Genomic DNA, 12,590 nt, shown 5'->3' on the forward strand with positions numbered 1-12,590 from the left:
GGTTTTCACCTGTTGGCTGGAAAGAGGCCTTGCGGTCGCCAGGCCAGAACCACCGCCATCAGCAGATAGACCAGCATCGAGGCCAGTGCCGGGCCTGCCGCGTCGGCGAGCGAGCGCTCGGTGACCTGCCGCAGGATGAGGGGTAGAAATGCGCGGCCCAGAGTGTCGACAATGCCGACGATGAGCGCCGCATAAAAGGCGCCGGTGACCGAGCCGATGCCACCAATCACGATGACGACCAGTGTGGTGATGAGCACCGCCTCGCCCATGCCGGACTGCACCGACAGGATTGGCCCGGCCATCGCGCCTGCCAGACCAGCAAGCATGGCGCCGACCGCAAACAGCATGGCGTTGAGCAGCCGGATATTGACGCCGAGTGCGGCGACCATGGCAGGGTTGACCGCGCCGGCCCGGATCAACATGCCCACGCGGGTCTTGTTGATCAGCAGCCAGGAACCCACCGCAACCACCAGCCCGACGACGATGATGGCAAACCGGTAGGCCGGGTAGCTGAAGCCGGCAATAGGGATGGCGCCGCTCAGCAACTCCGGCACCTGCAAAAACACCGGCTGCGGGCCCCAGATGATGCGCACCAGCTCATTGAAGAACAACACCAGGCCAAAAGTGGCCAGCACATGGTCAAGGTGGTCGCGCCGGTAGAGGCGCGCGACTGCGACGAACTCCAGTGCCAGGCCCAGCAGCAGCGAGCCCAGCATGGCCGCCAGCAAGGCCAGCCCGAAGGAGCCGGTGTACTGGAAGGCCGTGGCCGCGAAGTACGCGCCCATCATGTACAGCGAGCCGTGCGCCAGGTTGACGAAGCTCATGATGCCGAAGACCAGCGTCAGGCCTGCTGCCAGCAAAAACAGCAAGACACCGTACTGCAGGCCGTTGAGCAGCTGCGCGAAAACCATCGTGCCGTTCATGGCGTCACTTCAGCGCGCACTGCGCGTGGTAGGCATCGCTCTGCTTGGCCAGCGGCGTCCCAATCAGTTTCCCGACAACGTTGCCGCCGCTCTTGACGGTTTCGAACGCGTAGTAGTTCTGTACCGGCAGGTTGTTGTTGTTGAACGCGAACGCGCCGCGCACCGACTTGAACTCGCTGCCAGCCGCCTTGACCGCGGCGGCAAGGGCCTTGGCATCACCGGCCTTGGCCTTGCCCAGGGCGATATTCAGAATATTGGCTGCGTCGTAAGCCGTCGCTGCGTACGCGCTGGGCGTCCGTTTGTACTTGCGTTCGAAGTCGGCAACAAACTTCTTGTTCTCTGGCGTGTCGAGCGCAGCGTCCCACATCGCGCCGCTGATGCTGCCAACAGCCGCGTCACGCAGGCCCGGCAGGGTCGTGCCATCAACGGTGAAGACTGAATAAAGCGGCACTTTGGCCATCAGGCCGGCCTGACTCATCTGCTTGATGAAGTTGACGCCCATGCCGCCTGGGTAGAACACGAACACCGCATCGGGCGCGGCCGCCTGCAGTTGCGCAAGCTCGGCCGAATAGTCAGGCTGGTTCACCTGCGTGTAGACCTCGTCCACGATCTGGCCCTTGAAGTAGCGCTTGAAACCGGTCAGCATGTCTTTGCCGGCCTGGTAGTTGGGTGCCATCAGATAGACTTTTTTCAGGCCCTTGTCCTGGGCAAACTTGCCCATGGCTTCGGCGGCGCCGTCGTTCTGCCACGCAGCGGAAAACACATTGGCCTTGCAACCGGCTCCGGCCAGCGGCGATGGGCCTGCATTCGTGGCGATGGCCACGGTGCCCGACTCGGCGATGCGCGGCAGGCTGGCCATCAGCACATTGGAAAAGCTCAAGCCCACGATGGCGTCGACCTTGTCCTTGTCGATGAACTTGCGCACGATCTGGCCGCCAATTTCAGGCTTGAGCTGGTCGTCTTCCTTCAGCACCGTGGTGGCCTGGCCGCCGAGCTTACCCCCCAGTTGCTCGACCGCCAGCATGAAGCCGTCAACCTGGTCCTGGCCAACGATGGCCTGTGGGCCAGACAAGGGCGCCATGAAGCCAATGGTGGCGGCAGCGGTGAACTGGCTGGCGCCGGTGAGTGCAAGCCCGGCCGCGGCGATCAGTGCGCTGCGGCGAAAAGGCGTCCTGGAAAGCGTCTTGGGTGTTGTGTTCATGGTGTGTTGTCTCCTGCGGAATAGAGTGGTGAAAGGGATAAAAGGGTGAAAGGCGGGTCAGGCTGCGGGTTCAGTCAGAAATTTGCACAAAGACACGGCCGCCCTCGATGCGCACGGGGTAGCTGCGAATGTCTTCCGTGATCGGCGCGCAGGTGCCGCGGCCATTGCGCACGTCGAACTTGCCCTGGTGCAGGGGGCATTCAATTTCATGGCCGTCAAGAAAGCCGTCGCACAACCGGGCATGGCCGTGGGTACAGATGTTGTCGGTGGCAAAAATGCTGCCCTCAACTTTGTAGAAGGCAATGTCGCGGCCGCCGACCTGCAGGCCGATCACGTCGTCTTCGGGCACGCCGGCTTCTTCGGTGGCGTCCATCCAGTTGGAATTGCTCATGGTTTAAATCGGGTAGATGATGGAGTTGGGGATCATTTCGCTGTCGTACACGCACAGGCGCGAAGCGAACTTCAGGCCTTCGGGCGTGCGCACGATCACGTCGATGTAGCGGCCGACATTGAAGACAGTCGACTCTTGTGACAGCTTGGTGCGGAAAACCGCGTAGTTGGCTTCCGACTCGAAGCGGTTGCTGTCAACCGAGCGAATCAACGGCGCGCCGACGACGTGGCGCTGGTAATACGGGTCATGGAACAAGGTCTCGCGGATGCCATAGACCCGATCCTTCAGCATGCCCTTGCTTTCAAAAAAAAGTGTCGCCAGCGGAAACCCACGTTCATGGTTTTCGCGCGGAATCAGCTTGTAGATGCAGTCTTCTGTGAAGAACTCGGGCCACAAGTCCCAGTTGCCAGAATCGACCGCCTGGGCGTAATCGGCATACAACTGCACCACCTGCAGGTAGTCTTCGAAATTGAGGTTAACGGCGGCGCTCATACGTCGGCCTCCATCACTTCGCGCCAGTATTGGTACATGCCGCGTATCAATGTTTCGGTGACCATGTGGTCGGTGTCCTCAACCGTGCGCCCGCCGAGTTCGGCCAGGGTGCGGTGGTAAGGCTTCTGCTCGAAGCCCTGCTGCGAGAACTCGATCACCTCGCCGTCGTCGGCCGACACGAAGCCGGCCGGGCCGAACAGGTTGGCCTGGCGCAGCCGGCGCTGCGTCATCTCCGGCGTGTCGTCCGCAAAGCCGAAATGCGTCCACACGAAATCGAAGGAGCCATGGCCGTCGGGCTGAATGTGGCGCGTCGATACGCTGTTGACCTGCTGCTGCAGGATGACGCTGGGAAACAGCGTCATCATCACCGCAGTGGGGCCTTTCCACCAGGGCTCGGGCACGATGTCGAGAAAGCGCGGATCGTGAAGCTCCATGCTTTCCTTGAAGCTGGACACCTGCGTGACCTGGTCGGCCTTACCGGACTGGCCGCGCGTGGAGATCATGGCCGCATGGCGGTGGCGGGCGTCCATCTTCAGCTCGCTCTTGTTGTCTGCGCGCCAGAGGCCGAAGGTAACAAACCACGTATGCAGCAGGCCGGGGTGGTAGGGGTCTTTGATGTTTTCCTGCATCAGCTTCCAGTTGCCCGGAATACGCTGGCGGTTGTAGCCCAGAATCGTCAGCTTGCGGCCGTCAAACAGGCGGTCGAAATAGCCGAGGATGACCGGCCCGAGGAAGTCTTCGAGCGACTCGATGCCGTGGTCGAAGCTGGCAAACACCACACCGCCGCGCGTTGCGACCTTGAGCTTGTTGAGGCCGTGGTCGGTGGTCTTGAAGTCTGCGGGCATGCCGCCGTTGACCTTGCCGTCCTGTTTGACACCGCGGCGAAACGGCACACCCTGCAGATCACCTTTCAGTGTGTAGCTCCACTGGTGATAAGGGCACACAAACTCTTTTTTGTTGCCATGGCGTTCACGGCAGAACTGCATGCCGCGGTGGGCGCAAACATTCTCAACCACGCTGATGCCGCCGTCGGTATCGCGCACCATGATCACCGACCGCTCGCCGATCACCGTGCGCTTGAAGTCGCCGGCGTTGGGGATCTCGGCGTCGAGGCCGACGTAGCTCCAGTGTTTGTTGTAGAAAAAGCGCTCAAGCTCTTTCTTGTGCTGGTCCGGCTCGGTATAGGCCATGAAGGGAATCCGGCTTGTGCCTTCTGATTCCCAATGAATCTCGATGGGAAAGGTTCCGCCGGGTGCGGTGGTGGATGCCGTCGTGGGTGCAGTCATCGCTGTCTCCTTGGTTTTCAGTCTTCTGTTTTCCGCGCTTGCGTGTCAGGCCCGCACCGCGACCGAGATGCCGGCTAGGCCCGCGATGTTGCCTTGCATCACGTCGCCTGCAAGCACGGCGTTCACGCCTTCGGGGGTGCCGGTCATGATGAGGTCGCCGGGCTCCAGCGTTTCATATTCGGACAGGTAGGCAATGCATTCCGAAACCGACCAGATCAGCTTGGCGATGTCTGACGATTGGCGGGCGCCGCCATTGACGGTGACGCTGATGGCGCCTTCAGCCACATGGCCGCTGTCAGCCACGCGGGACAGCGCACCTATGGGCGCCGAGCGCGAGAAGGACTTGCCGAATTCCCACGGACGGCCTTTGTCGCGCGCATCGAGTTGCAGGTCGCGGCGTGTCATGTCCAGCCCTACGCCGTAGCCGTAAACGTGGCTAAGCGCATCGGCCACGGTGATGTTGCGGCCGCCCTTGCCGATCGCAACGACGAGCTCAATTTCGTGGTGAAAGCTATTCGTCTTCGGCGGATAGGGAATGGTGACCGGTGACGAGGCATCGACGGCCGCGTTGGCCGGTTTCATGAAGAAGAATGGCGGGTCGCGGTCAGGGTCTTTGCCCATCTCGCGTGCATGGGCGGCGTAGTTGCGGCCCACGCAAAAAATGCGGTTGACGGGAAATCGTTCACTGATACCTGCAACAGTGAGCGTGGGAAGGGTGACGGGTTCGATGGCGTAGTTCATGTGTGTACTGCGAAGAATGTGAAAGGTTGAAAAATTTTCAGGCGCGGTGTTCGCGCCACAGGCCGAGGGCCTGTTGTACCGGGCGGTCTGAATAGCTGAAGAGCACGGCCTCGGGACCGGCGCGGAACTGGTGGCTGTGCCAGGACGGCACCACCAGCACGTCGTTTTCATCGAGGCGAACCGTTTTTCCTTCGACGGTCGCCTCGGCGTTGCCGCTGAGGCACACGTACACCGTGCCATCGGTGCAACGGTAAGGCCGCGTTTCGAAACCGGCCGGAATCAGCTGGGAGAACGCGGCCATCGTCGGCATCGGCGAGCGGCCGGTGGCCGGGTTGACGTAGCGCTGTTTGTGGCCGAAGTGCGCATCGGGCGCACCGCCGGCGGCTATGGCTTTTAACGATGCCAGTGTGCGTTCCCAGGGGTAGACAAACACCTTGGTCGGCTCGGCGGGCTGCTGGTAGAAATCGACCGGGACCATGTTGGAGCCGTAACGCGCCAGCGCATCCCCTTCCGGCCGGGCGACGGCCTGGTAGGCGCTGTCGCTTTTCTCTGCAAATCCGGCATCGAGGAAACGCACGATGGGAATGTCCAGGCCGTCGAGCCAGACGACCGGCTGGTCGCCCAGGTTGCCGTGGTCGTGCCAGGTCCAGGCCGGCGTGATGATGAAGTCGCCGCGGCGCATGGTCGTGCGTTCCCCGTCGACCGCTGTGTAGGCGCCCTCACCGTCCAGCACCAGCCGAAGCGCGGACTGGGTGTGGCGGTGCGCCGGCGCCACTTCGCCCGGCATGATGAGCTGCAGGCCGGCATACAGCGACTGCGTGATGCAGGACTGGCCGCGCAACGCGGGGTTTTCCAAAATCAGCACGCGGCGTTCAGCCTCGGCCGCGCTGATCAAGGTGCCCGCTTCCATGACACGTTCGCGCACGTCGGCGTACTTCCACGCGTGCGCGACTGCCGGCGACTTGGGGGAGTGCGGCACCAGCGCGCCCAGCACCTCCCACAAGGGTGTCATGTTGTCCACGCCGATGCGATCGTAATAGGCTTTGCGGTTCAGCTGGGAATCAAGGTCTGTATTTCTGCTGTTCATGAGGGTTCCTGTTGATCGGTCTGATCGGTCATGTGCCGCTGGCGTAAAACGCATCGGCATAGATTTGTTCGGGCAGCACGCCCATCTGGCGCACCAGCAGGCTGGTGGCCTCGACCATGGGCGGCGCACCACAGAGGTAGGCCCGGAAGCCGTCGAGGCTGGGCCAGTCCTGGGCGATGGCTTCGGTCACCAGGCCGGTGCGGCAGCCGGGCGCCTGGCCGGAGGCAAGCACGACGTGCACCTTCAGTTGCGGATGCTGGCGCTCAAGCTCTGCCAGCCATTCGCGGCCGTAAACGTCGCGCTCGGAACGAACGCCGAAGTACAGGTGAATGCTGTTGCGCATGCCTTCGACAATGACACCGCGGATGACGGACAGAATCGGCGCCAGGCCTGTACCGCCGGCCACGCAGAGCATCGGCCCCGCATGCTTGCGGCGCAGATAGGCCGAGCCCAGCGGGCCGCTGACGCGCACCGCGTCGCCAACCTTCAGCGTGTTGGCGATGTAGCCAGTGACGCGGCCCTCGGCGACCAGGCGCACATGGAACTCAAGCTCGCCGTCGGCGCAGAGGCCCGCCATCGAATACGGCCGGATGTGCTCGGGCGTGAACTGAAGCTGGGCATATTGCCCGGGTGAAAACTCGATGGGCTTGGCCGGCTTCAGCCGCAGGCGTTTGATGTCGTGGGTCTGGTCCTCCACCGCAACGACGGTGGCCTTGACGATTCTTGCCGTATGGACCACCACCTCGTCGGGCTCGGGAATTTCAACAATGCAGGATTCGGTCAGAAAGGTCTGGCAGGCCAATACGTACTGGTCGCTGGCTGCCCCCGGCCGCTGCGCCTCCCCACCCGAGGCGAGCACCTGCCCTTCGACGAGCTTGCAGCGGCAGGTGCCGCAACGCCCGGCCAGGCAGCTGTATGACACCGGCACGTCATTCGCGCGCAGGGCTTCCAGCAGGTTCACCCCTGCGGTGACGCTTAGCGTGCGCTGGAGAGGGCGGACAAAAATTTCCATCGTGGTCGGTCTGGGTATGTCTCGTGGGAGAGTTGCCTTGCCGCATGTTTTCTGGTGAACATCAGCGGCTATGGGGCAATGATCTGAGGCCCACCAAAATCAGTCAATACAATGGCATTAATGTTCTGTATCACTGAAATCAATAACTCTTTCAATATCCCTTAGGAGTCGCAGATGGAACTCAAGGACATCGACCTGAACCTGCTGGTGATCTTTAACCAGCTGCTGACCGAAAGAAGCGTCTCCAAGGTGGCGGAGAACCTGGGCTTGGGGCAGCCCGCCGTCAGCAATGCCCTGGCGCGCCTGCGCAAGCTGTTTGGCGACGAACTTTTCCTGCGCACGTCGAGCGGTATGCAGCCCACGCCCTTTGCGGACCAATTGGCCGAATCGATAGGCTATGCGCTGGGCATGATTCACGGCGCAATCAACGTCAAGAATTCGTTCGATCCCGCCAGCAGCAAACGCCGCTTTACCGTGGGCATGACCGACATCGGCGAGATCTACTTCCTGCCGCTCTTGATGGAAAAAATCCAGAAAGTGGCGCCGGGGGTTTCCATCAGCACGGTGCGCAATACAACGGTCAACCTGAAAGATGCCATGGAGGCAGGCCACGTCGATCTGGCGATTGGGCTGCTGCCCCAATTGAAAGCCGGCTTCTTCCAGCAGCGCCTGTTCTCTCAGCAATACGTTTGTGTGTTTCGCAAAAACCATTCACTGGACAAGCGAAAGATTTCTTCAGCTGATTTTTTTGCAACCGATCACGTCGTGATTGCGTCTGCAGGAACCGGGCACGGGAAAGTCGACGAAATTCTGGACAGCGGCTCCCAGAAAAGACGAATACGCCTCACCGTTCCGCATTTCGTCGCGATTGGTCATATTCTTCAATCTACCGACATGGTGGCTACAGTGCCCGAGCGTCTGGCAGAAAAAATGGTGACGCCGTTCAACCTCAAATACGTCACCCATCCCGTCAAGTTGCCGCAAATCGCCATCAATCTTTTTTGGCACGCCAAGTATCACAAAGACCCGGCAAATCAGTGGCTCAGATCGCTTGTTTTTGACACGCATTCGGACCGGTGATGCGAAAGAGCGCTTTCATCGGGCACTCCAAGCTCGGTGATAAATGACGGACCTCAACCGGTCGCACAGACAAGAACAGGAAGCCCCTTGGCCACTCATGCGGTCCGCAAAATCGTTTCGGCTGTTTTCACGCCGTAATTACAAGAGAAAAGTGCCGGTAGCCCAATAAAAGCGGGCGCAAGTAGCTACCAAAAGAGTAGCAAATTGATCGCATCTGGATATGCGCCTCTAGCCAGTTAGGTCGCAGCCACTAGTAGAAACCCTGATGATTAGCCATCACTGATCCACTTTCAAAGGAAACACCATGAGCGCCAAGAACCTGTCTACCGTTGCAACCGACTTGATCGAGTCTTACGGCAACACTGCCAAAAACGTGATCGATGCCTACCGCGCAGGCGGCGAGCGCGTGGTGACGCTGCTGGAGCAGCGCTGGAACAGCGCACTGAAAGAGTCGCGCTCGGAACTGACGGCTGAAACCGCCAAGAACGCACGCGCAGCGCAAGCCGCCTTCAGCGCCTACTACACCAAGGGCTTGACCTTCACGACCAACGGCGCACAGCAAGTGGTGACGCAGCTGGTGAAGCTGGCTGAGACCGGCGTGGAACGCGCTGCTGCCAACGCTGCCCTGTTTGAAGAAAAAACCGGCGCAAGCGCTTTGACCACACTGGCCGCAGCCACTGCCCCCGGCGCACTGGCACTGAGCAAGCTGGCCGCACAAATTGAACAGAAAACCGCAGAACTCGCTAGCAAGATTGCCGGCGACGACGTGACCACCGTCAGCGCCAAGCGCAGCTCGGCTTTCGGCCAACGCCGCAAGGCCGCCTGAACGGTCAAGCCCGTTTTCTTCAGGTAAAAAGCTATGCCAGCCCTTTAAATACGGGCGCCACCAGCTACTGAAAATATAGCGCCGCCCCGCAAGGGGCAGGCGCTTTTCTTTGCCCGCTTTTCTCGCTTTGGCGCGTCAGCCGTTTTCCAGCGATAGCTTGAGGCGGCCCAAAGCCTGGTCCCACTGCTGGGCAATCAGCTCAAGCGAGCGGCGAGCTTCTTCCACCTGTTGCGGGTCAAACTGCCATAGACGCTCTCGGCCGACCTTGACATCGCGCACCAGCCCGGCATCAGCCAGCACCTGCAGATGGCGGGTGACGGCCTGGCGGGTCACCTCGGTTGTGGCGGTAAGTTGCGCGATTGACACCGCGCCGCCCACACACAGAACCGTCACCAGGCGCAGACGAGTCTCGTCGCCCAGCGCGGCAAACACCGAAGCGGGGCCCGGCTGCGGCACGGGCATGGCTTTACGCACTGGCGACATGGGCCTGGATGTTGCGTATCTGCCCGTCCCAGCCGCCGCTGTTCATGCGGAAGGCTTCCGCACGCCGCGCCAGCGGGATCTGGTCAAAGCCGGACTCCACCGTGCGCAGCAGCGTGCCTTCCCCTGCGTCCTGCAGCTCGAAGGTCACCAGCGTGGTCGGTTCCTTGCTGTAGTCGATGGCCGGGTCCACGGCATAAGGGTGCCAGCGGTAAGAGAAAAGCGTCTCCGGCTCCACACGCTCGACCAGTACGTCAAACATGACGTGTTCATAGCCGGCAATGGTGATTGGCCCTTGCGTGCGCTGCCCGGGTTTAAAGGTTTTTCCCTTGAGCGCGACGCCGAACCATTTGCCAAACTCTTCGGCATTGGAAAGCGCGCGCCAAACGCGGGAGCGCGGCGCCTGGATCAGGGTGCTTCTTTCGATGCGGTCGGTGGATGAAGTCATATGCAATCTCCTTGTTGCATTTATTTTTGACCAGGGCCAACAAAAGAGCAACTATTTTGTTGCATTAATTGCAAACAAATGAAACTGAAGCAGCCGTTGTTGACCGCGCACCCGCATTGCGCGGTGAGCCGCCGGACAAGTTGGGGGCAACGCGCCGCAAAGACAGCGCGCCCCAGCTCCCCTTTAGATCACCCACTCACCCGGCTGGCTCAGCGTGAAATAGAAAGTTGCGCCCTCGCCAATGTGGCTGTCTGCCCAGACCCGCCCACCGTGCCGCTCAATGACACGCTTCACCGTGGCCAAGCCTATGCCTGTTCCCACAAAATCACCAGGCGAGTGAAGCCGCTCGAAGGTACCGAACAACTTATGGGCGAAGGCCATGTCGAAGCCGGCGCCGTTGTCTTTCACAAAGTAAACAGTCTGGCCGTCTGTGCCAGTGCGGCAGCCCACCTCGATAAGCGCCTGCGGTTTTTTGGAGCTGAACTTCCACGCATTGGCCATCAGGTTTTGCAGGGTCGCCAGCAGCAGGCGCGGGTCACCATGCGCGTACAGGCCTTCCTGGATGTGAACCCGCACGTCGCGCTGCGGCTCCCGCTCGCGGTAGTCACGTTCTATTTGCCGGGCGATGGCCGTCAGGTCAACCTTTTCTGACTTGATTTCTTCGCGCGAGAGATGGGCCAGCGTGAGCAGGCCTTCAATCAGCTCGCCCATCTGCGTCACACCCACGCCAATGCGGTCCAGGTAGTGCTTGCCTTTGTCGCTGATGTTCTCCGCGTCAAGCTTGGCCAGCAGCTTGCTGAAGCCATGAATGGTGTTCAGCGGCGAGCGCAGGTCGTGCGAAACGGAGTACGCAAAAGACTCCAGCTCCTTGTTGGCTTCGGCCAGCTGGGCGGTGCGCAGCAGCACGCGCTCTTCCAGGTCGCTGTTGAGGCGGAGGATCTCCTGCTGCTGCTGTTTGCGCTCGGTGACATCGCGCTCCACCGCCACCCAGTGGGTGTACTTGCCGGCGGCGTTGGCAATCGGCGTGATCTCGATCTCCACCCAGCGCTCCCTGCCGTCCCTGGTGTAGCTGCGCATCTCGGTGCGCACCGGCTGCAAGGCCTTGATGGCCGCGCGGATCTGCATGATCTCCGGGCTGTGCAAATGGGCTCCCCACAGAAAGCTGAGAGAGTTTCCGATGGCTTCCTCGCGGCTGTTGCAGGTGTGGCGCACAAAGGCATGGTTCACAAAAACAATTTCAGGCTCGGGTTGGCCGGGCTTGACCTTCGCAACAATCACGATGTCGTTCAGGCGCGAGACGGCGGTTTCCAGCAAGCGCAGTTGCGCCTGCTCGGCGCGCCGCTGCGTGATGTCTTGAAAATACACGGCCGTTCCCGCCTCTGTGGGATAGACGTGGAAAACAAACCAGGTTTTCAGCGGCCGGTAAAACGCTTCAAGGCGGGCAGTGCGTTTTTCTGCAACCGCTGCGCGGTACTCCTGCTCTATATAGGTGCCAGCGATGGCGGGAAACTCTTCCCACAGGTTTTTCCCCAGCAGTTCTCCACGGGGGCGCTGCAGCATGCGCTCGGCCTGGCTGTTCAGGAAGGTGAAGCGCCACGACTTGTCCATCAGGCTGAAGCCGTCGGTGATGCTCTCGAGCGTGGTGCCCAGCAGCGTCTCCAGTTCCTGTGTGCGAACCTCGGCTTCTTTTTGTTCGGTGATGTCCTGGAAGGCGCCTTGCAGGCGGATTATTTTTCCCGAGGCGTCGCGCACAGCTTCACCCAGCGACCGCACCCAGATGCGCCGCCCTTTGGCGGTGATCTTGGGCAGTACAAACTCATAGGGTGTGCCGTGCTGCGCGCAGGTCTCGACCATGCGAATGACGGTGGCGCGGTGCTCGGGCGGAAAGTACCCGATGCCCTCCTCCAGCGTTGGTTTGTAGCCCGGCGGCACGTCGTGAATCAGGCAGTTTTCGTCTGACCAGGTGAGCTTGCGCTCGGGCAGCTCTATCGTCCAGCCGCCCAGGCGCGCCACGCGGCCGGCGATGCGGGTCATGACCAGATTTTGTTCAAGCTGCTCGGTGACGCGCTTGAGATCGTCAATATCCGTCAGGGTACCCAGCCATTGAACCCTTTGGCCAGCCGCATCAAATTGCGGAAGTGCGCGGCCCAGCATCCAGCGGTAAGTGCCATCGGCCCGCCTTAGCCGGTGCTCTATCTCGCAGGGCTCACCCCGGCCCAGCGCCTCTTTCCAGAGGGCAGCGGTGCGTTCGTTGTCTTCGGGATGAATGAGAAGGCTCCAGCCCTTCGTCAGGCTCTCGTCCATGGTGAGGCCGGTGTAGTCCAGCCAGGTCTGGTTGAACCAGGTGTGCTGCCCGTCCGCCTGCATCGTCCAGACGATGTGCGGCATGGCGTCTGTGAGCCGGCGAAACTGTGTTTCTTCGCTCACGCCGAAAACCCCATTCGCCAGCTTGCCGACAAGGTGCAGGCCAACACGGCCAGCACTGCCTGCGTGCCGAGGTCATGAGCCGGGGGCCTTGCGGACCTCCCTGCGAAAACTTCCAGGAAACTCGCGTGCATAAGACAGCTTTTCCCTTTTGTGGCTCAGCCCCGGTGTGAAACAGAAAACGCCGTCCTTCCCGGCA

Annotated in this window: 13 protein-coding genes; 2 read left to right on the forward strand and 11 right to left on the reverse strand. The window is 61.1% G+C overall.

Annotation, left to right across the window (positions count from 1 at the left end; translation table 11 throughout):
• Positions 1-5: 5 nt before the first annotated feature.
• The 8 genes from B0B52_RS15905 to B0B52_RS15940 form a co-directional block, all read right to left on the reverse strand.
• Positions 6-923, reverse strand: coding sequence for a branched-chain amino acid ABC transporter permease (locus B0B52_RS15905; RefSeq protein WP_077594641.1), 918 nt, complete (start codon positions 921-923; stop codon positions 6-8).
• Positions 924-927: 4 nt separating this feature from the next.
• Complete coding sequence (locus tag B0B52_RS15910) at positions 928-2,124, reverse strand: ABC transporter substrate-binding protein (protein ID WP_077594642.1); 1,197 nt, start codon at positions 2,122-2,124, stop codon at positions 928-930.
• Between the two features lie 70 nt (positions 2,125-2,194).
• On the reverse strand, positions 2,195-2,515 hold the full coding sequence (locus B0B52_RS15915; RefSeq protein WP_077594643.1) for a non-heme iron oxygenase ferredoxin subunit: 321 nt from the start codon (positions 2,513-2,515) through the stop codon (positions 2,195-2,197).
• 3 nt (positions 2,516-2,518) lie between these two features.
• Positions 2,519-3,007 (reverse strand): aromatic-ring-hydroxylating dioxygenase subunit beta, encoded by a 489-nt coding sequence (locus tag B0B52_RS15920; RefSeq protein WP_077594644.1) that lies wholly within the window; start codon positions 3,005-3,007, stop codon positions 2,519-2,521.
• Positions 3,004-4,293 carry an aromatic ring-hydroxylating dioxygenase subunit alpha gene (locus B0B52_RS15925; protein WP_077594645.1) on the reverse strand — a complete coding sequence of 430 codons (1,290 nt, stop codon included), beginning with the start codon at positions 4,291-4,293 and terminating at the stop codon, positions 3,004-3,006. Before B0B52_RS15925 ends, B0B52_RS15920 begins: the two co-directional genes overlap by 4 nt.
• 45 nt (positions 4,294-4,338) lie before the next feature.
• A complete protein-coding gene (locus tag B0B52_RS15930) occupies positions 4,339-5,034 on the reverse strand; it encodes a fumarylacetoacetate hydrolase family protein (protein WP_077594646.1) in 696 nt (231 codons plus the stop codon).
• A gap of 37 nt (positions 5,035-5,071) precedes the next feature.
• Positions 5,072-6,121, reverse strand: a complete 1,050-nt coding sequence (gene gtdA / locus B0B52_RS15935) for a gentisate 1,2-dioxygenase (RefSeq protein WP_077594647.1) — start codon at positions 6,119-6,121, stop codon at positions 5,072-5,074.
• Between the two features lie 28 nt (positions 6,122-6,149).
• Positions 6,150-7,133: a 2Fe-2S iron-sulfur cluster-binding protein gene (locus B0B52_RS15940; protein ID WP_077594648.1), complete on the reverse strand. Its 984-nt coding sequence runs from the start codon at positions 7,131-7,133 to the stop codon at positions 6,150-6,152.
• 174 nt (positions 7,134-7,307) lie between these two features.
• Here B0B52_RS15940 and B0B52_RS15945 point away from each other — a divergent pair, with 174 nt between their 5' ends.
• Together B0B52_RS15945 and B0B52_RS15950 are read left to right on the forward strand one after the other, a co-directional pair.
• The gene (locus B0B52_RS15945; protein ID WP_077594649.1) at positions 7,308-8,213 is read left to right on the forward strand and encodes a LysR family transcriptional regulator; all 906 of its coding nucleotides are present in this window, start codon (positions 7,308-7,310) and stop codon (positions 8,211-8,213) included.
• A gap of 304 nt (positions 8,214-8,517) precedes the next feature.
• Positions 8,518-9,039 (forward strand): hypothetical protein, encoded by a 522-nt coding sequence (locus B0B52_RS15950; RefSeq protein WP_077594650.1) that lies wholly within the window; start codon positions 8,518-8,520, stop codon positions 9,037-9,039.
• Between the two features lie 135 nt (positions 9,040-9,174).
• Here the strand turns inward: B0B52_RS15950 and B0B52_RS15955 are convergent, their stop codons facing one another.
• The 3 genes from B0B52_RS15955 to B0B52_RS15965 all read right to left on the reverse strand — a co-directional run bounded on the left by B0B52_RS15955 (position 9,175) and on the right by B0B52_RS15965 (position 12,394).
• Positions 9,175-9,522, reverse strand: coding sequence for a helix-turn-helix transcriptional regulator (locus tag B0B52_RS15955; RefSeq protein ID WP_077594651.1), 348 nt, complete (start codon positions 9,520-9,522; stop codon positions 9,175-9,177).
• Positions 9,506-9,967 (reverse strand): SRPBCC family protein, encoded by a 462-nt coding sequence (locus tag B0B52_RS15960; protein ID WP_077594652.1) that lies wholly within the window; start codon positions 9,965-9,967, stop codon positions 9,506-9,508. Before B0B52_RS15960 ends, B0B52_RS15955 begins: the two co-directional genes overlap by 17 nt.
• A 183-nt stretch (positions 9,968-10,150) precedes the next feature.
• Positions 10,151-12,394 (reverse strand): PAS domain S-box protein, encoded by a 2,244-nt coding sequence (locus B0B52_RS15965; protein ID WP_254425732.1) that lies wholly within the window; start codon positions 12,392-12,394, stop codon positions 10,151-10,153.
• Positions 12,395-12,590: the final 196 nt, after the last annotated feature.

Source organism: Polaromonas sp. A23, from assembly GCF_002001015.1.
Classification (GTDB): Bacteria; Pseudomonadota; Gammaproteobacteria; order Burkholderiales; family Burkholderiaceae_C; genus Polaromonas.

Bases quoted from the DNA above. Each gene is read 5' to 3' on its own strand.
- B0B52_RS15905 (WP_077594641.1), bottom strand. From the start codon at position 923: ATGAACGGCACGATGGTTTTCGCGCAGCTGCTCAACGGCCTGCAGTAC.
- B0B52_RS15910 (WP_077594642.1), bottom strand. From the start codon at position 2,124: ATGAACACAACACCCAAGACGCTTTCCAGGACGCCTTTTCGCCGCAGC.
- B0B52_RS15915 (WP_077594643.1), bottom strand. From the start codon at position 2,515: ATGAGCAATTCCAACTGGATGGACGCCACCGAAGAAGCCGGCGTGCCC.
- B0B52_RS15920 (WP_077594644.1), bottom strand. From the start codon at position 3,007: ATGAGCGCCGCCGTTAACCTCAATTTCGAAGACTACCTGCAGGTGGTG.
- B0B52_RS15925 (WP_077594645.1), bottom strand. From the start codon at position 4,293: ATGACTGCACCCACGACGGCATCCACCACCGCACCCGGCGGAACCTTT.
- B0B52_RS15930 (WP_077594646.1), bottom strand. From the start codon at position 5,034: ATGAACTACGCCATCGAACCCGTCACCCTTCCCACGCTCACTGTTGCA.
- gtdA (WP_077594647.1), bottom strand. From the start codon at position 6,121: ATGAACAGCAGAAATACAGACCTTGATTCCCAGCTGAACCGCAAAGCC.
- B0B52_RS15940 (WP_077594648.1), bottom strand. From the start codon at position 7,133: ATGGAAATTTTTGTCCGCCCTCTCCAGCGCACGCTAAGCGTCACCGCA.
- B0B52_RS15945 (WP_077594649.1), top strand. From the start codon at position 7,308: ATGGAACTCAAGGACATCGACCTGAACCTGCTGGTGATCTTTAACCAG.
- B0B52_RS15950 (WP_077594650.1), top strand. From the start codon at position 8,518: ATGAGCGCCAAGAACCTGTCTACCGTTGCAACCGACTTGATCGAGTCT.
- B0B52_RS15955 (WP_077594651.1), bottom strand. From the start codon at position 9,522: ATGTCGCCAGTGCGTAAAGCCATGCCCGTGCCGCAGCCGGGCCCCGCT.
- B0B52_RS15960 (WP_077594652.1), bottom strand. From the start codon at position 9,967: ATGACTTCATCCACCGACCGCATCGAAAGAAGCACCCTGATCCAGGCG.